Genomic DNA, 22,125 nt, shown 5'->3' on the forward strand with positions numbered 1-22,125 from the left:
AATATAGCGGATTACAGATGCCATAACAATAATACGCTATCCTGATGATACATTCGCATGATTAATCGTTTTGTTTCGATATACATTTTTATACCTCTTTGGTTGTAACAAGTAGTATATTACCTTTTAGCTACCATATTACATCTGCTCAAACTCTCTTTTTTATATGTAAAAGCATTTGATACAGTAGTTTCAATGATATTTCCCTATAATGCAACTATGCTCAATAACGCCTCAAATAAAAAATTTCTTCAATATCATCACCTTCACCACATGTTTCCCCTTCCGATATAAACCCTGCGTTTTCATAAATATGCTTTCCCCTAAGATTATTGGGTGCAGTACTGAGATAGATTTTATCACATTGATATGTATTAAACATTTCGGCTATAATTACTTGCAAAGCACGCTTGCCGTATCCGTTTCCTTGAAAATGCTGGTCAATCATAAAGCGGCATAATTCATACGCTTTCAATTCATCACTAAATCCATACATCGTAAAACCAATCAAAATATCATCTGCTTGTATGCCCTTTATTTTCCAGCCATTTTCGAAAACAGACTGCGCGATAGAAACGGAATTGCTTGCAACAAACTCTCTTCCCTCTTTGCCTGAATTCAGACAACAAATTTCTTTCCAATTATTTGCAGTTACATCTATAAGTATAATATTGTTCATTTTAACACCTTCCACCTAATATAAAAAATCTTCATGAGTAGAATAACATCATATTTACTAATTATCAATATTAAGTTTACAATCTTAAATTATTGATATATGTCATTTAAAGCAACAATTTTTTCGTATTTTATTTTTTTGAATTATTTTCACAATATCATTTTCACTACTGTTATTATCTGGACCTCCTTGTATTTCCGGTATTTTATCTGATGACACCTCTTCCTCTTCATTTAATAAAATGAAGTTCTTAACATAAATCAAAGCAGCCTGATTTGATCATCTTTTTTTTCGATAAAACCAAATTTTTCTAATTCTTGCATGAATCTTACTGCTATTGTTTTTGATACTCTGGAATCTTCTGTTATACTATCTAGTGTAAATTACATAAATTTTCCTATCTTCATCAAGCTATTTATTCTTTCTTGACAGATTCATACGCTCCAAGAGCAATCCATAAAGAATCTTTGCACCATTCTTGCAAGCACAGCCCCTTTCTCCTGCTGTCTGAAAAACAGCAGGCATACTATGGCTTACAGTTACGTGATATATTTTATTTGATAAAGCAAATGATTTTATCCTCCCAATAAAAAAGGGCAGCTACACAGCCACTCTTTTTTGTACGGATTGTTTAGAAGGTGCCCGTACTCATCTATATTAATTGCGATTGCAAAATATAACTAATTATGATTTATAGCAGAAAACAACCATTTCTTTCCCTTTTACGTTGCCGCAGCATCTATAAAGAGCAGAACGTAAACCCTGATTTCTTTTTTTTATAACCAAAAACTAACAATACAAATATTGATAGTTAGTAATATGAGCACAAGCTCTGTTAAAATTATTTTTTATTTTTAAAAAATGAAATACTAAAGATTATCAATGCAATTATAAATAATAATCCTGGTACGATATATATTGTAGCACTATTACCAATTTTAGCTGCAAGAAAAATGGATGTCGGTCCGTCTGCTCCGCCAATTATCGAAACAGAATTTCTATTAGAATAGCTAATACAACTCCATATTACCCTTATAGTGCTCAATGCCCCCAAAATTGTCAATAATGCTATTAATTTTCTTTTCATTATACTCCTCCCATGATGTTGTATATATAGCCTTAGTCTTCTTTTAGTATATTCTAATACATATTTTACCAGCTATCAATATTCAATTATGTAGGAACAATTAAACCAATTTATTTACAATTTTTAGCTAACAAATTCGCCTACTTTATTTATGCTTTTCCATACAATTTTATTAATTTTAAGCATGTAATGATAAAATCATATCAAACCATTGTTTCTTTATTGGAAGTTTGTTTCAATTGTTTCTATGATTTTAATCATAAACGAGTGTTAAAATCGGACGAAATTAAGTTACAGCGTGATAGAATACAAAGTTGAAGTCATAACCAATAATTCAGATGGGACAATTTCAGATTCACAAATACAAGGGCTATTAAGTCAATACGCTCTCCAGGGTTGAAAACTTCACTCCTTTGTAGTTAATGAGGTTGGCAAAAGCGCCACAAGTACTATGGTTGGTTTTTTAAGGTCAAACGTTAATGCAACTATAGAGCAAACAATACTTATCTTTGAGCGTTGCGTAAAATCGTAACGTTGAACTTACCTACTTTCAGTTTTCTTGACTAGATTAGCAATATAAAATATTTTATAGTTAGTAGTTCATTGCCAGTTTGAATATGTATCATCAGGGTTAAAGCCACAATCTCCACCGGAAGAATCAACATCAAAACTTGAAAATAAAATAATAGGCTCATCTGCATTACAACGATATCCATCGCATCATTTATATCTTTTTCGCTATAAACTTCTGATATTGTAACTGTTCTCTTAACACTGCTAACATCACCGCCATTATTCCAGAAAAATAGTCTTGCGATAATAATAAATATCAAAGAAACAATAAGTATAATTCTTTTTTTCACTAAATATATCCCCGACAAATTCTGAATTCATAAATTTAGGATACAGGTATTTCTACCAACTATCAATATTAAGTTATCAATGTTCAGCAATTTGTTAACACTAATTTATTAACAAAATTTCTGCAAATAAAAACTACCAGCTTAATACTGATAGTCAGTAGTTTTATTACTCATTCAATTTTTATTGACTTCTCATTATATTCATACTGCGAATGGATCATTATTTGGATCAGAATTCCAAATATATTCAATCTGTTCAGCAATTTTCTGCGCCTCATTCATACCGAATCTTTCGGCCACAAAACCTAATGCCATATCTATTCCAGCAGACACACCGGAAGATGTGTAGTATTTTTGATCCGCAACCCATCTGGCTTTTTCAATCCATAAAACATCCGTGTTGATTGATTTAACCCATTCAAAAGCCTTTTTATTTGATGTAGCCTCTTTATTATCCAAAAGTCCCGTTTTCGCAAGTAACGCAGAACCTGTGCAGACCGAAAGACAATACTTTGATTTTATAACCATATCTGATAGTTTTTCAATAAACTTAATATCATTCACTAAAGAGCGTGTTCCTCGCCCGCCCGGAATCAATAGAATTCCGTAAGAATCAGCATCTTTAATACTCTCTGTTAATACCCTGATACCCTGTCTGCTTGTAATCGTTCCACCTGAAACTGAAATATAACGTAGCTTGTATTGCTCAATACTTCCCAACACTTCAACCGGACCAAAAGCATCCAATGTTTCAAAATCAGGAAACAATAAGATATTTACATCCATAGGAATGCTCCTTTTCTTCTCAATTATATAAATCATCTTAATGAATAGAATATCACCTGCATATTCCGGTCAATCTGCATGCCGATTCCGATAGCAACTGCATGGCACTTCCGACCGGTTCTGCACGCCTTTCCGCTTTAACTGCATAAATATTTTCAACGTGTTATAGTTCTTTCGTAGTCATAAAACAAACTACGAAAGGAGGCATGCAAATGCAAGACTACAACACTATTATTTGCGTGATTCAAATGCGCCAGAATAAGTGCTCAATCAGTGTGATCCAAGACCGATATCATATCGGCTCCGGAACGGTGCAGCTTATTCTAAAACGTTACAATGCTTCGGGTTTCGCCCTGGAGCAACTAAAATCCATGGAACCACCTGAGGTTGAGATGCTGTTTTATCCACCCGAGAACCTACAACGCAAAGACATCCAACTACCAGAATTCCAGCACTATTTCAATCGTATTCATTCCAAAGGAAGTAAGGTGAATGTATCTTACTGTTGGATGGAATACAAACAGGAACATCCTGATGGATACGAACAATCCCAGTTCTACGAACTTTATAACCGCTTCGTAGAACAAAACTTTGGAAAGCGTGATGTCAAGATGGCAGTGGAACGCGTTCCCGGAGAAAAAATGTACATCGATTGGGTCGGTGACCAACCAGAGCTATTAATGGATCCAGAAACCGGCGAAATACGGAAGGTACATTTATTCGTAACCACGATGGGACTTAGCAGCTATATCTATGCGGAAGCATTCTTAGATGAAAAGTTGCAAAGCTTCTCGACAGGAACGGTTCATGCACTTCAATTCTATGAAGGGATACCTAAGTATCTTGTTCCTGACAATTTAAAAGCTGCTGTTACAAAGCATACCAAGGATGAGCTGATTTTACAGTCTGCTTATTCTGATCTGGAAGATTTCTACGATACGATCGTACTCCCTCCACCGCCTCGAAAACCGAAAGGGAAACCTACCGTGGAGAATCACGTGCGCTATCTTGAAACCCATCTTGTAGAAAAACTCAAAGAGAACATTTATATCTCTTTGGAAGAGTTGAACGCTGACATACAAAAAATAGTAGCGACCCTCAACTCTAGGAAATTTCAAAACAAGAATTACTCAAGAGCCGACGCATTTGTAAAGTACGACAAACCGTGTATGAAACCACTGCCAGGCGGATGCTTCACGGTATGCGATTACAAAACAGTCACAAGAATTCCTGATAATTACCACATCGAGTATGACGATCACTACTATTCAGTAGTGTATACCCATTGTGGAAAACCTGCAATTATAAAGGCAACAGCATCAGAAATCCGTATCTGCGATGGATACAACAGATTGATCTGCAAACACAAACGGTCTTACAAGGACTTTCCCAAATACATCACAGAAGATAGTCATATGAGACCGGAACACCTTTACTACAAGGAAGTCAATGAAAAGGATGGTGCTTACTATAGGCGCTGGGCTTCAGTATTCGGACCTAACATGGAAGAATGCATTGATAGGCTACTGAAAGCTTCTAAACACGAGGAACAAGCCTATAATGCGTGTGCTGGGCTTCTTCATACGGTAAAAGAAATGCTGTGAATGGCATAATAAAAATACCCACTTTTGGCGGAGAAAATTCCCCACCTTGTTATGCCTAACGTAAAGACCAAGTTATACTGAAAGCGTAACAAAGGACTCTCCCCATAAGGAGGAAAATTTTATTATGCTGGAGGTAGACATGAAAACTACAATCATGACTCTGTATCAGAAAGGATACAACAAAACCCAGATTGGGAAGATGCTTAGCATTGACAGAAAAACAGTACGCAAAGTGCTCAGAGAAGAAACGCAGGGAAAGGAGCTGCCACAGGAAACACAGGAGGGAACCTGGCCGTCCATGCTGGATGAATACAAGGAATACATAGAAATCCAGTTATCCAAGGAATTGTCCATTACCCGCATCCACCAGGATCTGCAAAAAGAGTTCGGCGTTGCCTGCGGTTATACCACCCTGCGCGATTATGTGAAAAAAATAAGGAAATCCCAGCCTCACGCCTACATGGTGCTGCATTCCCTGCCGGGCGAAGAGGCACAGGTAGATTTCGGTTATATCGGAACCTTGAGAGTAAATGGAACACCGCGCAAAGCATGGATCTTTGTCATGTCTTTGAGCTACTCCCGCTACATGTACGTTGCTGTTACTCTGGATCAGAGCGTGCAGACCTTCATCCGGTGCCACACAGAGGCATTCCGGTACTTTGGCGGAGTTCCCCAGACCGTAAAGATCGACAACTTAAAGGCTGCTATCGTTGAGGCAGACTTTTATGAGCCGACCGTGCAGCGCACCTATGCCGCTTTTGCCGGGCACTATGGCTTCCTTCCCAATCCGTGCCGGGTATACACACCAACCGATAAAGGGAAAGTAGAATCGAACGTGAGATACGTAAAAGAAAACTGCTTTAAGGGACGGGATTTTAAAGAAATCGAAGAAGCAAAGCGGTTTCTCCTGTCATGGCTGAAAGAAACGGCAAACCGTCGGATACACGGGACTACAAGCCGAAAACCGGAAACCGTATATCTTGAGACAGAAAAAGCATATTTAAAGCCGCTTCCTGCGCAGGACTTTCTCTTTTCAAAATCCGGGGCCGCCACCGTAAGGACAGACTGCCATATCGTTCATGACGGCAATTATTATTCCGTGCCTTACACTTATATCGGAATGGAAGTGGATGTCATCGAAGTGAATCATTTATTGAAAATCTACCATGCCGGAAAAGAGATCGCCCTCCACAGTCTGTGCGGGAATGCAAAGGGCGAACATGTGACGGATAAGAGTCATTACCCATCTACCAAAACAATAACACAGGAGGAGCTTTTGTCAAGCTATCGCGAAAAAATGGCACAGGTGGGGACAGGCGCGCTGGCATTTCTGGAAGCATTTAAGGATACGGAGATGTACCAGTGCCATCATTACCGGAGCATTTCCGGTATCCTGGCACTCCGAAAAAAATATGGGGAGGATGCCGTAGACAAGGCCTGCCAAAGGGCATGCCATTATGGAAACATTACCTACCGGGCAGTAAAAAAGATCTGTGAAAGCGGTCTGTACCATCTTCCACTGGAGGATGAACAGGAACTGTCCATGGAAGGAAGAAGCAAAATCAGGAAACTGTCGGATTACCGTCAAATGACAGGACTGGGGGTGATCTCCCATGAATGATTCCTTACAGGAAAAGATAAAAAAGCTCCATCTTGCCGGAATTCTCCAAACAGCGGATATGCGGGCCCAACAGGCAGCAAAGGAACAGATGTCCTATATCGAATTTCTTGAACTGCTCATAAATGATGAAAATCTTAACCGCTCAAGAAACAGACGTAACGATCGGATGAAGCGTTCGCGCATGCCCCAGCATAAAACAATGGAAGAATTCAACTTTTCATGGCAGCCCTGCCTGAACCGTCAGGTCATCTATGCCCTTGGGACCTGCGAGTTTATCCGGAAAAAAGAAAATATAGCTTTTATCGGACTTCCCGGAACCGGTAAGACTCATCTCTCCATCGCACTTGGCATAAAAGCGATTGAACAGGGGTACACGGTGCTGTTCACCACGCTTTCGGAAATGATGGAGGATTTATACATATCCCGTGCGGACAACTCTTTCCGCCAGAAACTGAAGAAATACATTTCACCGGATCTGCTGGTAATTGATGAGTTTGGGCTCAAGAAGCTGGGCCAGACAAATGTGGACGATCTTTATGAAGTGATTTCCAAAAGATACGAGACAGCCTCTACCATCATTACTTCCAATAAGCAGTTTGATGAATGGGGGAGCATTCTTTTTGACCCGGTACTGGCAACGGCCATTCTTGACCGTTTTGTGCACCACTGCAGCTTTATAACTATAGAAGGTGAAAGCTACCGGATGAAAGAACGGGAACGGATCAGCGCTGTGAAACGGCGGGGCAGACCGAAAAAAGAGAGTTCAGGAAATGGAACAAAGGAAGGTTTGAGCGAAATGGAAGAGACCGAAGAAAGCGGGGATTTATGAGATGAAAGAAAACAGGCTGACACGAAACGAAGCGATAGAAGCGGCGGATATACTGAGAGATATGCTTGATGATGAGCAAAGAAAAGCTGAACTGCTCAAACAGCGTAATAAAGAGCTGGAATTATTGCTTATGAAGAATGATATCGCAATTCCTGATTATGAATTATGGCATGGCGTATTACCCATGGTGTAAAAAGACAGTAAAAAACTGGAAAAAGCATCCATAGCGGTGCTTTTTCCCGGGTAAATAAAGTGGGGAATTTTCTCCGCTATTTTTGGGACTTTTTTATTGACAATCACAAAAAGAAATGCCGCATGGAATCGTAGAAGAAACAGCACGTCAGTGTATTCAAATGAACTCCTGCCGTTACAAAACATTTAAGCAGGTATTAAGTCGAATGCAAAGCAATCCGATTAGTCCAGGAGTTCTTCCTGAACACGAAAACATCCGAGGAAAGGGCTTCTATAAGTAAGGTGAGAATTATGGCTTATACACAAAAAAACTATACATACAATGACAAGCTAAGCACTGATGAAAATCTGTTATTGGACAAACTATTTAAACTCCGCCTGTCCCACATGTCGGAGGCATTGGAGAAGCAGTTCCTTAACCCCAACACGGCACTCGAGGACTTTCATACCCGTATATCTGAGATTATTCACTATGAATGGGATCAGCGTCAGAACACAAAGTTCAACAAGCTACTTAAGAAAGCGTCCTTGAAATATCCGACTGCAGACTTTGATTCTGGTCTTTACGAATCAGATCGTATGCTGGATACTCACACCATTGAGTTACTACAAAAATGTGAATGGATTGACGAACCTAAAAATCTATTGATTACTGGTAGCGCTGGGGCAGGCAAAACTTATATCGCGAATGCACTATGCATTACCGCTTTACAACAGCTACGAACAGTAAAATATATCAGAGCCAATGCACTTCTTCTAGAAAGTGAAAAGGCACGTCAACTTGGTCATGCCTACGATTATACAAATCAGATGGCAGCTTATGACTTGCTGGTAATTGATGATTTCGGTCTTATGGAACTAAGCATGGATAAGTGCCGTGACCTCTTTGAAATCATTGAAACAAGAGATTGTAAAAAGGCAACAATGATTGTATCTCAGCTTCCCGTCATCAAGTGGTGGGACCTCTTCAAAGATAACACCTATGCGGATGCCTGCTTAAGCAGGATGACATCTAAGGCGTACCGCCTTGAGTGCAATGGAAGAGACATGAGAAAGTAACAAAATCTACAACGTGCAGTTTGAAGCGGAATAGCATGCCGTCCCTTCGGGACGGTTATGCTGTTTGGCTGGAATATGCAATATCACCATACTTACTAACCATCAATATTAAATTATCAATGTAGATAAACTATTTGAATCTAATTTAAAATTGAATACTAATCAATAAAATGATATAGTATAGTTACTTACACAACAGTTTATTGAAAGGGTTAAAAATTGAAAAAGAAAGTAATGCTCATCACCTTGGCAATTATGATTTTTCTTATTGCTATAGGTATATTTGTCTTAGTTAATGCAAGCGCCTATGGTTGGGATGCTGCTAATGCCGCAGTAAATGCAAATGGCGGTTCTATGGATACAGAGAGAATGTATATGATAGCAGCCTCAGTTACAAAAAGTTATCAGATTATTGGTGGTAATATTTTAGCGTTAGGTGGTTTAGGTACATTATTGTTTGCATATGACTTCTATAAGAAGATTTCTAAATAAACCAATTATCAATTTCATTATGACTTTTAATTATCTACCTGCTACAATTTGAATATTATTATTGTATTAACTATAATGAAAGGATCGCAGTATGCAAAAAATTTTAAAGGCATATATGCCGTTTATCGTATATTCTTTTTGTATAGTTCTGGCATACTTTGTTGCATTTTACTTACTCCCAAAGTATAATGAACCACTGGCTTATTTAGGCTTTCTAATAATTTACATCTATATTTACTGTGGAGTATTCATTATCGGTTTTTGTATGGGAAGAACCACTGTACGACGCTTCGGTAACATTAATACTATAAAAAGCCTCGCGTTAGCGATAGTTTCCTTTTTTATAATGCTATTTATTGGTTCTCTCAAAGATATTTTCACTAACTTGTATTACCATTTTGCAATAACTCCGCCATTTCTCTTTGATGCTATATCCGATATCGACAGCCTCATTGTCTCTATCGGGACATTTGTTTCGTTTTTAATTGGAAAAACTATAAGCATTGCAGGTTTTAACTAAGGCAAGCCTCTGTTTAGATAATCAACAACATCTGTTTATGAAGCCTTTTATCACCTAAGATAAAGAGTGAAATACAGGACCTAAAAAATCGGATTTCAGCCTCAAAAGCCTGAAATCCGATTTATGTTTTTATATTACTGCTTTATTCTACTGCCAGATAAACTTATGCTTCGTTTAATCTCTTCTCAAGAGCCTCGAGCTGAGCGTACAATTCCTTCGGCATTTCACCGTTAAACTTCTCATAATGCTCTTTGATGGAAACAACTTCGTTCAGCCACTCATCCTTATCCACCTTCAGGAGTTCTGTCATATCAGCTTCGCTTACGCCCTCAAGTCCGGAAACATCAAGCGCACCCTTCTCAGGCATAAAGCCGATAGGAGTCTTAACAGCTTTTCCAGTTCCCTCAGTTCTTTCGAAGATCCATTTCAGAACGCGGCTGTTTTCGCCGAAACCAGGCCACAACCATTTGCCGTCCTGATCCTTACGGAACCAGTTAACGTAGAAGATTTTAGGAAGCTTGTCTTCGCTGGATTTCTCACCGATGCTTAACCAATGCTGTAAGTATTTGCATACGTTGTAACCGAAGAAAGGAAGCATCGCGAAAGGATCGCGGCGAACCTGGCCGATATTGTTGGAAATAGCTGCTGCAGTGATTTCGGAACCCATAATAGAGCCCATGAACACACCGTGCTTCCAATCGAAGCTTTCATGGATAAGCGGAATCGTCTTAGGACGACGACCACCGATCAAGATAGCGGAAATCGGAACGCCTGCCGGGTCTTCCCAATCGGAAGCGATGGACGGACACTGATAAGCAGGAGCTGTAAAACGAGCGTTGGGATGAGCTGCCGGAGTCTCGGAATCGGGAGTCCAGTCATTGCCCTTCCAGTCGATCAGATGAGCAGGAGCCGGTGTTCCGATGCCTTCCCACCATACATCGCCGTCATCGGTAAGGGCTACGTTCGTGAAGATCGTATTCTTCTCGATGCTGTGCATTGCGTTCGGGTTAGAATCAAAAGAGGTTCCAGGAGCAACTCCGAAGAAACCAGCTTCAGGATTGATTGCATACAGGCGTCCGTCTTTACCGAATTTCATCCATGCGATATCGTCTCCGACAGTTTCAACTTTCCAGCCCGGAATCGTAGGAACAAGCATAGCGAGATTGGTCTTTCCACATGCACTGGGGAAAGCACCGCAGACATATTTCGTCTTGCCTTCAGGACTTGTAAGTTTGAGAATTAACATATGCTCTGCAAGCCATCCTTCATCGCGAGCGAGTACGGAAGCGATTCTAAGTGCAAAACATTTTTTACCTAAAAGAGCATTTCCGCCGTAGCCTGAGCCATAAGACCAAATAAGTCTTTCTTCCGGGAAATGGCTGATGTATTTGTTTTCAATGGGTGCGCACGGCCAAGCGGAATCTGCTTGTCCTTCGGCAAGAGGTGCGCCAACAGAATGTAAACAAGGAACGAATTCTCCGTCACCGAGAGCTTCTAAAACTTTTGTTCCGATACGGGTCATAATACGCATATTAACAACTACGTATGCACTGTCCGTAAGTTCGATACCGATCTTGGATATGGGTGAGCCTACCGGTCCCATGGAATAAGGAATAACATACATCGTTCTTCCCTTCATGCAGCCTGTATATAAGCCTTTCATCGTAGACTTCAATTCATCGGGTTCAACCCAGTTGTTTGTAACACCTGCTTCGTCTTTTGTCTTGGAAGCGATGAATGTTCTGTCCTCAACACGCGCTACGTCCGAAGCATCGCTTCTGAACAAATAGCATCCGGGACGTTTCTCCTGATTCAACTTGATTGCCATACCGCTGTCAACCATCATCTGCAGAAGGCGTTCATTCTCTTCTTCGGATCCGTCACACCAGTAAATCTGATCCGGCTGGCACATGTCGGCCATTTCTTTAACCCATGCTAATAACTTCTTGTTCTCTGTCATATTGATCTCCTTTTTATATTTTGCTCCTTATTAAATAATGTATTGTGACATAAACAGGAGCTTATTTCCGATGTCTTAAAATAACTATGGATTCCTGCAGGGAATACATGTATACATTCCATTAGCTATTATAATGAAAATGATGAAAAAATGCTATAGATATCATAAAATTTTTCAAAAATTTTATTTTTAATGTTTTCTTTTATTTTCCTCATCTTTTTTACAAAATCACAAAACAAAAGACCCATATTTATCCATTCAAAACTGAAATAAGAATTCGAATCGACAAATACTGGCCGCCACCTTTACTTTATTGAAATTGTACAATATACCTGCTTGTTTGTCAAACCTCTTTTGTACAAAACGATAACAATCCGATGTCATTATGTATGTACAAGCGGCGGCAAATATAATAACACTACACCCTTAAAACCGAATGTAGTGTTATCTTATCAGGCATTCTTTTTATCCTATACCTCTTTTTCCTATACTTTCTCTATTTCTTTCTTATTCTTTCACCCCGCCGATCGTTAATCCCGCGACGAAGTACCTTTGCAGGAAAGGATACAGACAGATAATCGGCAGCATGGTCAAAATGGTGGCTGACGCACGTATAGAGGTAGGGGTAATGGCATTGGCCGCATTCTTCATCGTGTCTGCGCTTCCACTCTGCTGCATGACGGAAGTCAACAGCTTCATCAGCTCGTACTGCAGCGTCGTGTACTCATCTTTCATACGGTTATACAACATGGCGTCGAACCATGAGTTCCACTGTCCCACTGCCACGAACAGGGCGATGGTAGCATACACCGGTTTACATAAAGGAGAGACGATTCTCAGGAAAATAGTCATATAACCAGCACCGTCTAACTGCGCGGACTCCTCCAGAGAATCCGGCAGCCCCAGCATATAGGTCCTCATTACCAGCATATTGAAAGCGCTGACCATTCCGGGAACCACGTATACCCAGAAAGTTCCGGTCAGGTTGAGGTTCTTATATAAGAGAAAAATGGGAATCATTCCTCCGTTCACATACATGGTGATTACCCAGAACAGTGAAAGCTGGGATTTAAACAAAAACCTCTTTCTGCTTACGATAAATGCCAGCAGCGCATTTGCTGCCAAAGCAGTTATCGTTCCTACAACGGTTCTGAGCACCGTTATATAAGCTCCTGTAAGCATGTTTTGCTTATGCAGCACGGTAATGTAATTTTTCAGCGTAAACTTTCTCGGCCATAGATAAATGCCTCCCCTTACCGTATCGATTCCGTCGTTAAAGGAAACCGCCAGAGTATTGAGTACCGGATAAAGCGTAATTATCACAAACGACACCATGAACAGCGTATTAAATACTACGAATATTTTATCTGCCAAAGATGACTTTTTCTTTTTCATGCTCCTACCTCCTTAGAATAACCGCTCTTCGCCGGCTCGCTTGGCCATCTCATTGGCAATCACAATCAGAATGATGCTGACCACGCTCTTAAAAATTCCGGCTGCGGTACCGAGTGAATAGTCATTTTGACTGATACCCCATTTCAAAACATAGATGTCGATAGTTTCCGAAACGCTCTTCACCAGTCCGTTTCCCAGCAAATACTGTACCTCGAAGCCTGCGTTCAGCACATTGCCTACATTTATAAGAAGCAGGATCATGATAGTGGACTTGATGCCCGGCATGGTGATATATTTAATTTTGGCCCATCTGCCCGCGCCGTCTATGGAAGCCGCCTCATAGAGGCAGGGGTCTATGGATACGATGGCCGCCAGATAAATAATGGCATTCCATCCGGTCTCCTTCCATACGTTGGCGAAGGCAACAATCGGCCAAAAATAGGATGAATGGGCGAAGAAATTAATGGTCGAATCTATGATATGCAGTTTCATCAGCACTTCGTTAATGATACCGTTCGTAGATAAGGCGTCGTGCAAAATGCCCGTTACGATAATCCACGAAAGAAAGTGGGGTAAGTACGAAATCGTCTGTACTGTCTTTTTTCCGAATTTGGAGCGAATTTCATTTAACAGTATAGCGAAAAGAATCGCCATAACAAATGTCGCTATCAGGTTGATGACGCCCATTGCCAGAGTATTTCTGATTACCTTAAGAAAGCCGTCATCCGTAAATAAAAACTTGAATTTATCCAATCCTACAAATTGGGAATGCAAAAAACCGTCCTTTGGCTTATAATTCTGGAACGCCATAATCCAGCCGCCTAACGGCAGATAATAGAAAATAACGCCATACACTACAAAGACGGCTGCCCAGAATAAGAGAAATTTCTGGCGTTTTACTTCTTTCCATGTGATTTGGACAGTCGGTGTCTTCGTTCTTGCTCTGCGAGCCATTTCTTCTCCTCCTCGTATTTATATTTGTCTTTTCAGATCAAAAGTGTAATCCTGATTATTAAAAGGCAGCCATAGTTACCTTAAGCAACCATGGCTGCCTTTTTTCATACTGCTTCATTCAACATCCGTTACTCTGTTGCCGACACTCTTCTGTCTAATTCCGCCTGCATCTCACTAAGGAAATCCTGAGGATTTGTAGCGTTGTATTTATCCATATATTCCGACCATGTGGACTGGAAATCTCCCGCCATAACTATCTTAGGCAGCCATTCGTGCTTTACCTCGCCCATTTTCGTCCATGCTACACCTCCGGGAGTCTCTGTTGTCAGCGAATTGGAGAAGGAATACATCGGATACCATGGGCCAACATCTACTTTTGCGGAACCGATCATTTCTACATAGCTGGTAACCCCATATGCCTCGAAGCACTTTACGAGAGGCTCCGCCAGGCTGTCGAAAAACTCAGAAGTCTGCTGTGTGGTCTGCATCGCATTCTTGCCATCCCTGCTAGTTCCAAGCCACTGCGGGAAATAAGAATACGTACAAAGGTGAGACGCCTTGTATTCCGTATCCGCCGCATTCACTCTCATTTCTTCCGTTCTGTAATATAAACCGTCATCATCAACCATATAGTCTGTACCTTCCACTCCCCAGAAGCGAAGATCATGAATTTCCTGACTCAGCAAGTCATTCATAAACTGGAACGCCGCATCAATGTCTTCACAACTTGTGGTTACTGCAATGCCGCTGGAATTATTCAAGGTATCACCATAAGAATGCCACTGATTCTCCATTCCCTCTTCTATGGTGAGGCCGAGGGGTACATAGTTGCAGCCCTGCTCATCCAGTCCCTGCTGTTTGAATACATCGTTTACCGTATAAGCAAAATCCCACCACTGATCACACATACCGAGCACGCGCCCTGTAGAAAGTTTCGCGATATATTCGTCATAGGTCTGGGTGGCAAATTCCGGATCAATGTTTCCCGCATTGTATTCTTCATTAAGTTTGCCGAAATACTTCACCGCCGTGTCGGTCGTATTGTAATCCACAATCTTCATATTATCTACATCTACGATAACTGAACCGTCATTGGGATAGCCGTCCAAAAACTGAGGTGCATTTTCAATACAGAAATATCTCCAGTCCTCACAGAGCATGGTATAAGGAATATAAGAGGTTCCATCCTCCATAGTGGGATTTGCTTCCGCATAGGAATCCAGCAATTCGAAATACTGATCCAAGGTCTTAATTTCCGGATATCCTGCCCATTCCAGAACCTTAGCCTGAACCCAGAAGGCCTCATCGTTATGTGTGGTGGACTTATCCTCACCATATGTATTCTGAAATACATTTGCCCAGTAAATGTGTCCGTCATCCTGGCGGAATTTATCCCATTCCTCGTCACTGTACATTTCCTTCAGATTAGGATACTTCTCCAGATAATCGTCCCACGCTACCAAAGCTCCCGCATCGTACAGCGATTTCATTGCTTCTCCGCCGTTGATGAAATCAGGATATTCGCCGCCCGCAATGATAGTGCCCACCGCTTCCGCATCGGTCTGGCCCGTCAGCCAGGTTTCCTTCACCCTTACGCCAGTCTTCTGTGCAATTATTTCCTGAATCTCGTTTCCGTCGTTGATTTCAGCGCCAGGCATTGCGACGAACATGGTGAAATCTTTGATATCGCCGCTCGCCGCCTCCGTATCCTCACCGCCTTGCTCTGCTCCCACCTCGTCTGATGCCGACGTCTGGCTCGTTTCGCCGGAACCGCTTCCGCAGCCCGCAAGTAATGATGCAGTCATAACAACTCCCAATAAAAGTGCCGTTATTCTTTTTTTCATTGTAAACCTCCCTTATTTATTTTTGATATTTTTATTTTATATTTTTTTAATATTTATACAACCGGAGTAACTTCATAAAAAAACCGGATAAATTCTAGTTTTCCTGCGTGAACTCATCCGGTATCTTTACCAGTCACCCTCCCGTGTCTCCGGCGTTCTTACGGTACCTTGACGGCGTGCACCCTTTCAGTTCAATAAATTTATTAATGAAGTAATCCGTATCATGATAGCCTACCTCCTCTGCTATCCGGCTGATTTTTTTGTCCGTCTTTAATAGCTGCTGGGCGGCCTCGCTGATCCGGTAACTTCCGAGATAATCCTTAAAGGACTGTCCGTATTTCTTCCTGAAAATCTGTCCCAGATACGAACTGTTGACAAAATACTTCTGACTCAGTTCCCTTAAGGTCAGATTCTCTGCAAAGCGCTCCTTTATTTCCCTCTCTACGTCGAGAAGTACTCCTCTGGAAACATTCTTGCGAAGTTGAATCAGATAATCCGCATACTCGCAGGCGAACCGTCTCAGATGAGCTCTTCCGCCTCTGGTAACATCCGCGTCGAACACGTTCTCGCTGATATAGAGCATGACCTCTTCCTGATTCACCGACTCATCCTGCTCCACCGCCAAATGAATGAGCTGAAAAAGAAGATAATTGGTATTCATGGAAATCAACTCCTTCATCATTCCCATGGATTCCATTTCCAGAAACAAGTCATCCACGCTGCTGTTGATCTCCGCCCTGTCATTCTGCTCTACCGATAAGATCAGGCGATCTAAATTCTGCTTGCAAAGAAGGAATTTCCCATGATTGACCTGAACCTCTTCCTCATAATAATAAATGCTCTTTTTCATACGGAAACTTTTAAAGGAACGCAGCACACAGGAGGAGCTGTAGGAATGTGAGATTTTTCCAAGATCCTCCACCCGTTTCCCCACAAGGAGAATAACAGGAACGCGAAATTCCTCTTCTTCTGCTTTTTTTTGCAGTTTCTCCAGAAAGAGCTCCGTGCTCATCCCTAACCTCATAGCCATATCATCGCAATATACAAAGCCGATTTCATAGTCTTCCTCGAAACCCGGCATATCCTCAAAGAAATGGTCGCCGTCATTGCCTAAATAATCAAGGCAGTTTTGAAATAAGCGCTTCTTCATGGTTCGAAGTTCCTCATCTGACATCTCTTCCAGGACGGCGATGTTGTCAAAGCAGATATGTACATAGCGCATTCCCTTCTGTTCGCCCCATAGACTGGTGATATAATCCAGAGTATCCTGACCGCACTTCCCACGGAGAAGTCCCATCAGATTCTGAGCAAGACGGGCTTTCTCCATCTTTTTAAGATTGACTTCCTTTTGTACCACAATTTCCTTTTCCTTGACGGCCTGCCGTAAAAGAAGAAGCAGGCTTTCCCTCTGCACAGGCTTTAAAATATAGTCCATGCAGGAATACCTCAGGGCTTTCTGAGCATATTGGAAATCGTTATAGCCACTAAGTATAATGAACTGCGCTCCGGAAATGTTCTTTTCCCGAATTTCCCTAAGAAGCTCTATCCCGGTCATTACGGGCATACGGATATCCGCAATAATCAGGTCCACCCGGTTATGCAGGAGAAATTCAAGGGCTTCTCTCCCGTTGGCCGCAGTCTTTGCTATTTCATACCCCTCCGCCTCCCAATCAACAAGAACTGAAAGCCCTTGCAGAATAAAAGGCTCGTCATCCACTAACATTACTTTCAGATTCATCCCACTTTCTGCCTCCTTATCCCTTTCTCCTGCATTTCATTCGCCGGCTTCGCCGTATTACCCTTCTAACTCCGCTTAAGCGCATCGACCGGTACCTTGATCAGTATGCAGGTGCCAATCCCTTTTTCACTTTCCAGATTGAACTGCGCTTTTCCTTCCGTTACCATCTTGAGCCGCAGACAGGCATTTATAATTCCTACATGCTCGTTTTCTTTAATAGTCTCTATGCTGCAGCTGCCCATTTTTTCCTCCAAGTCCTTGACCTGTCCTTCGTCCATTCCTTCGCCGGTATCCTCTACCTCCAAATACAGCGAGTCCTCTTTTTCAAACACTCTTACATAAATCCAACAGGCTGATGCCTTATTTTCCACACCATGGACACATGCATTCTCCACAAAGGTAACAAGAGTAAGCTTGGGAAGAGAGTAATTCTCACACCCCGGCGCTATAGCAATTTCATAGGAGATCCGTTCTCCAAACCGATACTTTTGCAGCTCCAGGTATGCTTCGATGAATTTAATCTCATCCTCTATTGACACAAAATCTGAGGTCCAATTTACATTTTGTCTCTCCAGGGTCGCCAGTCGCTCTATCATTCCCGCCGTCTCCTCCTCTTTTTTCAGAATGCTGTGCATGCGGATGCTCTCCAGCACATTAAATAAAAAATGAGGATTGATCTGGCTGTGCAGAGCGAGCAGCTCCGCATTTTGTCTGGAAATGTCCATTTCCTGACGCTCCAGCCTGTCCTTGTACACCGTCTTAATGAGTTCCTGACTCCTTCTTACCATCCGGTTATAATTCTTCATCAAACTTCCGATTTCGTCCTTCCCTTTGATATCCTTTATCTCCTTTAAGCTTTCCGCCTCCACCTCGTCAAAGGCTTGGCTCAACTCTCTCAGCCTGCTGGTAAAGGAGTTATTGATGATATAGGTCAGCAGCCATGGCAGAGCAATATTTATCGCCAGCAGGAACAAAACGAGAGGAAAGTGGTTCCAAATCTGCCTCGAAATGGTATTGGTTGGTTGCATAACGAGGATTCGGATGTCTTCTCCGTACAGATTCCACTGTGACTCATAGCCGATTTTTTCCTTCCCCGTCAAATGCTCGAAATTCTGAGTATAGCTGGAATGTCCGTCGTTGGAAAACAATATTTTGTCATCGATGCATACATAGACAGCCATGCTGTATTTCATATTCGTTATTTTTCTAACCAGAGTGTTATAATCCAGGTCGATCCGCACCAGTTTTTCTCTATCTGAATCCTTAAAGTAATTCAGCTTCCGCACGAGGGAAATTCTTCTCTTGGTGTTGGTGGAGGGATTATCGTCTCCCACATAATAGAAATGAAGAATCATATCCTGCCCCGAATCCTTCAGCTTCCGATACCATTCCTCTTCTTCAGCCGAGGACAAGCGGTAAAAGTGACCTCCGTTAACAATTGTTTCGTTGTCGGTAAACAAGACCATGCTGGCACTTCCGGTACCCCAGCTCGATTCAGAAAAAACAGCTTTCAAAAGCTCCTGATTCGCCGCATAATAATCGAATCCCGATTCATACTCCTTACCCAGAAAATCGTTGACGGTCCTGTTTACGTATATGCTCTTTGTCATGTTCACGGCTTCTTCCAAGGTATAAGACAAATCGAACTGCACTGCACTGGCGATATTCTTCATCAAAAGCCCCTGCTCCCTCGACTCCCCCTGAAGAAGAATAGCCAAAACAGCACTGTCCGTGGCAAATAAAGGAAGAAGCACACAGCAGACATAAACAATCATCAGTTTTTTCTTCACATTGAAGTCATTCATCCTATTCTGGATATAATTCCACAGTCTTGCCATACGTCCCTCCTAATCCATTACCAGATACGATAATTCCCGCTCAGTGCCAAAAAGGCGAAGAAATAAAGACAATTGTCATAATACCTTCTGTCTCCCCGGCGCAAAGGCTCATTCCACAGCCTTTCCACAAAGCTCCATGCCTGCGCAATTTCCGCCTTATCCGCGGAGCTCCCTATAACTGCCAGAGAGCCCTGCGCGGTAGCCGCTAACAGCCCTACCGGATGAAGTGCCGTTCCTTCTAAACAGGTGCCGTTCACCTCATATATCCGGTAAGGATCCTCCTTCCTCACTTCTCCCAGAAAATGCTGCAATCTTGGCGCCGCTTTTTCCTGTCCTTTCGTTACTCCGAACCATTCAAAATCCAGCCCGATATTGGCCACAGTTCTATAGGCATCACTGTAAAACCAGTCATGACGATCTACGGTCCATGGCAAAAACCTGCTCATCGGTCTTCCGTCAAATTCTGCATATTCCGCATTCATACCGGTTTTTTTATGACAGGCCATCTTCAAGTACTCCCGACTGACGGCCGCAGCCTCTTTCCAGAAAAGTCTGTCCTCTTCCTCTGCCCATAAAGCAAACAGCTCATAAAAGTGAGGCAGATGGTACGAAGGATCCGTAAAATCGACTCCGGGTACGAATAAAATCTGTTTATTGCTGAGATTCCACATGGGAGTTCCTGATCTGCCGTTTTGTCCCTTGTGGAGGCAGGCACTCAAAATCTTCCTCGCTTGTTTTGCATATGCGAAGATTCCATATCCCTCTCCCCATCTATGAGATGCAAAGAAAAGTGCCAGAGCAAAAAATTCTTCTCCGTCAGGTGCCGGACCAATAGAATTCTTCTTTCCGTCTGTAGTACATGACCAAGCGAAGTACCCTTCGTTTTCACCTTCCTCCATCCACATGTAGGTACATGCCCATTTCCACAGTCTGTCAAATTCCTCTTTCTTGTCCATCTGCACACAGATCATCATACCATAGGACATTCCCTCCGTCCTGACATCGTGATTACCGGTGTCCTCCAGATACCCCATATCATTCCCTGCAAGATGATATATTTTCTCCTCTTCGCTGCCATAGAAGAAAGTATTCCAGATTTCCGAAAGCCTTTGGGAAATGATTTCCTTCGATTTACCACTTTCCAGAAACAGATTGCGGTAGGTCTTTGTCTCAAATGTGTTCATACCTGTTTTTCCTTTCGCTGTACAATAATTGTTTGCACGGCCTAAGACCGTGCCCCTTTCATCCATTCCTGATGTCATTGTACCCTCAAGGCTTCTCATAAGTCTCTGCTAATAATGCCTATTTGTTCTCAATTTTTGCTGAAATACGAATGCTGGAATTCTATACAGCAAAAAAAGGAGGCTTTCGCCTCCTAATTTCGTTTTATAAAAATAAATAATAATTATGTTAGCACCAGCGACGGCGCACTGTATACACGCGTTCCCAGTTCGGAATCCAACAAATAAAGTCCCTTTGCATCACCGCCGAACAAATCATACTTCTTTATATTCTCCTCAGCATTCTTCTCTTCCTCATTCTGTTCCTTAATGAACCAATCCAAAAACTGCATGGTCCTATAATCCTTCAGCTCATATGCAGCACCGTAAATATCGTGGATCTTCTCTGTTACCTTCAGCTCATGTTCAAAGGCCGCAACCGCAGGCTGTCTGAAATCACTGTAGGAAGCATTAGGCGCCTTTATATCCTTAAGAACCACCTTCTCGCTGTTATTCAACAAATAATCCATAAAAAGCATGGCATGGTCGCGTTCTTCCTGTGCCTGAATCTTAAACCAGTTCGCGAAACCGTTCAAATTGTTGTCCGCATAATAGTTGGAAATATCCAGATACAAATAAGCTGAAAATAATTCATAATTTATCTGTTCCGTTATCTTTGATGAAATTTCCTTGTTAAGCATATACCTTACCTCCTATTTTCTCTTTCTGGCTGTCAAAAGCTATTATATAAATATTAACACTTAAAATTCGAATATTCAATAACAACCGGAAAATTTCGGCAGTAAGTCCAACCTCTGGAAAACCTTATTATTGTAACAAAATAAATTTTATCGAATAATAATATAAAAAGATGAATTTTAGGAATAAAAATAATGAGTGATTTAACTGCAACCTGCGGGCCCAACAGAGGCTGTGACTGTAATCGGCGCTGTGACCGCTGTAACGACTTTGGCATCGATAGTAGTTGTCTGATATTAATTCTTTTACTCTGCTGCTGTGGCGGCTGCGGCTTTGGTGGCTTTGGCGGCTTTGGCGGCAAAAATAAATGTGATTGCTGCTAATACTTGTTCAGGGAATCGCCGGTATTATATCGGCGGTTTCTTGCATAATAGGATTAGGGTGTCAAAAGGTCCTTTATAAATACATTCCGGTCAATATGACCAAAACAAAAAGAACGACTGCGCCTATGTAAATATTTAGAAGTTCTTTCTCTGGATATTTGTGCCAGAACAGAAAACAACACTGTTTGAGCGCAGCGAGTTTTTTGTTTTCTGGTATGTTTGGCGCGAATAGACTGAGAATTAGAACTTCTTATATATTGGAATTCGGAGCAGGAGTCTTTTTGTTTTGAGCATATTGACTTGAGACGTTTGCAAAAGGACCTTTTGACACCCTAATCATAATAGGAAAGTACACCATAAAG

General features: G+C 41.6%; 19 protein-coding genes. 7 read left to right on the forward strand and 12 right to left on the reverse strand.

The features are described 5' to 3' along the window. Positions 1–223: 223 nt before the first annotated feature. From V6984_RS12405 to V6984_RS12420, 4 genes are all read right to left on the reverse strand, one after another. A complete protein-coding gene (locus tag V6984_RS12405) occupies positions 224–679 on the reverse strand; it encodes a GNAT family N-acetyltransferase (RefSeq protein WP_342755947.1) in 456 nt (151 codons plus the stop codon). An 841-nt stretch (positions 680–1,520) separates the two neighbouring features. Then, on the reverse strand, positions 1,521–1,766 hold the full coding sequence (locus V6984_RS12410) for a hypothetical protein (RefSeq protein WP_342755948.1): 246 nt from the start codon (positions 1,764–1,766) through the stop codon (positions 1,521–1,523). 563 nt (positions 1,767–2,329) lie between these two features. Continuing rightward, on the reverse strand, positions 2,330–2,629 hold the full coding sequence (locus V6984_RS12415; protein ID WP_342755949.1) for a hypothetical protein: 300 nt from the start codon (positions 2,627–2,629) through the stop codon (positions 2,330–2,332). Between the two features lie 201 nt (positions 2,630–2,830). Beyond that, on the reverse strand, positions 2,831–3,415 hold the full coding sequence (locus tag V6984_RS12420; RefSeq protein ID WP_342755950.1) for a DJ-1/PfpI family protein: 585 nt from the start codon (positions 3,413–3,415) through the stop codon (positions 2,831–2,833). A 275-nt stretch (positions 3,416–3,690) separates the two neighbouring features. Here V6984_RS12420 and istA (V6984_RS12425) point away from each other — a divergent pair, with 275 nt between their 5' ends. The 6 genes from istA (V6984_RS12425) to V6984_RS12450 all read left to right on the forward strand — a co-directional run bounded on the left by istA (V6984_RS12425) (position 3,691) and on the right by V6984_RS12450 (position 9,212). Next, positions 3,691–5,019 carry an IS21 family transposase gene (istA, locus tag V6984_RS12425; protein WP_342755951.1) on the forward strand — a complete coding sequence of 443 codons (1,329 nt, stop codon included), beginning with the start codon at positions 3,691–3,693 and terminating at the stop codon, positions 5,017–5,019. A gap of 139 nt (positions 5,020–5,158) precedes the next feature. Further along, positions 5,159–6,640, forward strand: a complete 1,482-nt coding sequence (gene istA / locus V6984_RS12430) for an IS21 family transposase (protein ID WP_425324244.1) — start codon at positions 5,159–5,161, stop codon at positions 6,638–6,640. Next, positions 6,633–7,469: an IS21-like element helper ATPase IstB gene (gene istB, locus V6984_RS12435; protein WP_342755953.1), complete on the forward strand. Its 837-nt coding sequence runs from the start codon at positions 6,633–6,635 to the stop codon at positions 7,467–7,469. The genes istA (V6984_RS12430) and istB overlap by 8 nt, the downstream gene beginning before the upstream one ends. A gap of 1 nt (position 7,470) precedes the next feature. Beyond that, on the forward strand, positions 7,471–7,662 hold the full coding sequence (locus V6984_RS12440) for a hypothetical protein (RefSeq protein WP_342755954.1): 192 nt from the start codon (positions 7,471–7,473) through the stop codon (positions 7,660–7,662). Between the two features lie 290 nt (positions 7,663–7,952). Further along, positions 7,953–8,720: an ATP-binding protein gene (locus V6984_RS12445; RefSeq protein WP_306720410.1), complete on the forward strand. Its 768-nt coding sequence runs from the start codon at positions 7,953–7,955 to the stop codon at positions 8,718–8,720. Positions 8,721–8,939: 219 nt separating this feature from the next. Further along, entirely contained in the window at positions 8,940–9,212 is a 273-nt protein-coding gene (locus tag V6984_RS12450; RefSeq protein ID WP_342755955.1) for a hypothetical protein, read from the forward strand. 683 nt (positions 9,213–9,895) lie between these two features. On the opposite strand, the gene V6984_RS12455 is transcribed toward V6984_RS12450, so the two are convergent. The 8 genes from V6984_RS12455 to V6984_RS12490 all read right to left on the reverse strand — a co-directional run bounded on the left by V6984_RS12455 (position 9,896) and on the right by V6984_RS12490 (position 21,382). After that, entirely contained in the window at positions 9,896–11,692 is a 1,797-nt protein-coding gene (locus V6984_RS12455) for a phosphoenolpyruvate carboxykinase (GTP) (RefSeq protein WP_342755956.1), read from the reverse strand. 507 nt (positions 11,693–12,199) lie between these two features. Beyond that, a complete protein-coding gene (locus V6984_RS12460; protein ID WP_342755957.1) occupies positions 12,200–13,087 on the reverse strand; it encodes a carbohydrate ABC transporter permease in 888 nt (295 codons plus the stop codon). A gap of 12 nt (positions 13,088–13,099) precedes the next feature. Next, positions 13,100–14,041 carry an ABC transporter permease gene (locus tag V6984_RS12465; RefSeq protein ID WP_342755958.1) on the reverse strand — a complete coding sequence of 314 codons (942 nt, stop codon included), beginning with the start codon at positions 14,039–14,041 and terminating at the stop codon, positions 13,100–13,102. A gap of 128 nt (positions 14,042–14,169) precedes the next feature. Beyond that, positions 14,170–15,885, reverse strand: a complete 1,716-nt coding sequence (locus V6984_RS12470; protein WP_342755959.1) for a sugar ABC transporter substrate-binding protein — start codon at positions 15,883–15,885, stop codon at positions 14,170–14,172. Between the two features lie 133 nt (positions 15,886–16,018). Then, a complete protein-coding gene (locus V6984_RS12475) occupies positions 16,019–17,623 on the reverse strand; it encodes a response regulator (protein WP_342755960.1) in 1,605 nt (534 codons plus the stop codon). 65 nt (positions 17,624–17,688) lie between these two features. After that, complete coding sequence (locus V6984_RS12480; RefSeq protein ID WP_342755961.1) at positions 17,689–19,461, reverse strand: sensor histidine kinase; 1,773 nt, start codon at positions 19,459–19,461, stop codon at positions 17,689–17,691. Between the two features lie 17 nt (positions 19,462–19,478). After that, a complete protein-coding gene (locus V6984_RS12485) occupies positions 19,479–20,645 on the reverse strand; it encodes a glycosyl hydrolase family 8 (RefSeq protein WP_342759998.1) in 1,167 nt (388 codons plus the stop codon). A 221-nt stretch (positions 20,646–20,866) separates the two neighbouring features. After that, complete coding sequence (locus V6984_RS12490; protein WP_342755962.1) at positions 20,867–21,382, reverse strand: ferritin; 516 nt, start codon at positions 21,380–21,382, stop codon at positions 20,867–20,869. 192 nt (positions 21,383–21,574) lie between these two features. Between V6984_RS12490 and V6984_RS12495 the strand changes: the two genes are divergently transcribed. Beyond that, the gene (locus V6984_RS12495; RefSeq protein WP_342755963.1) at positions 21,575–21,763 is read left to right on the forward strand and encodes a hypothetical protein; all 189 of its coding nucleotides are present in this window, start codon (positions 21,575–21,577) and stop codon (positions 21,761–21,763) included. Positions 21,764–22,125 lie beyond the last annotated feature (362 nt).

Origin of the sequence: Kineothrix sp. IPX-CK (assembly GCF_039134705.1) — a bacterium.
Classification (GTDB): domain Bacteria; phylum Bacillota; class Clostridia; order Lachnospirales; family Lachnospiraceae; genus Kineothrix; species Kineothrix sedimenti.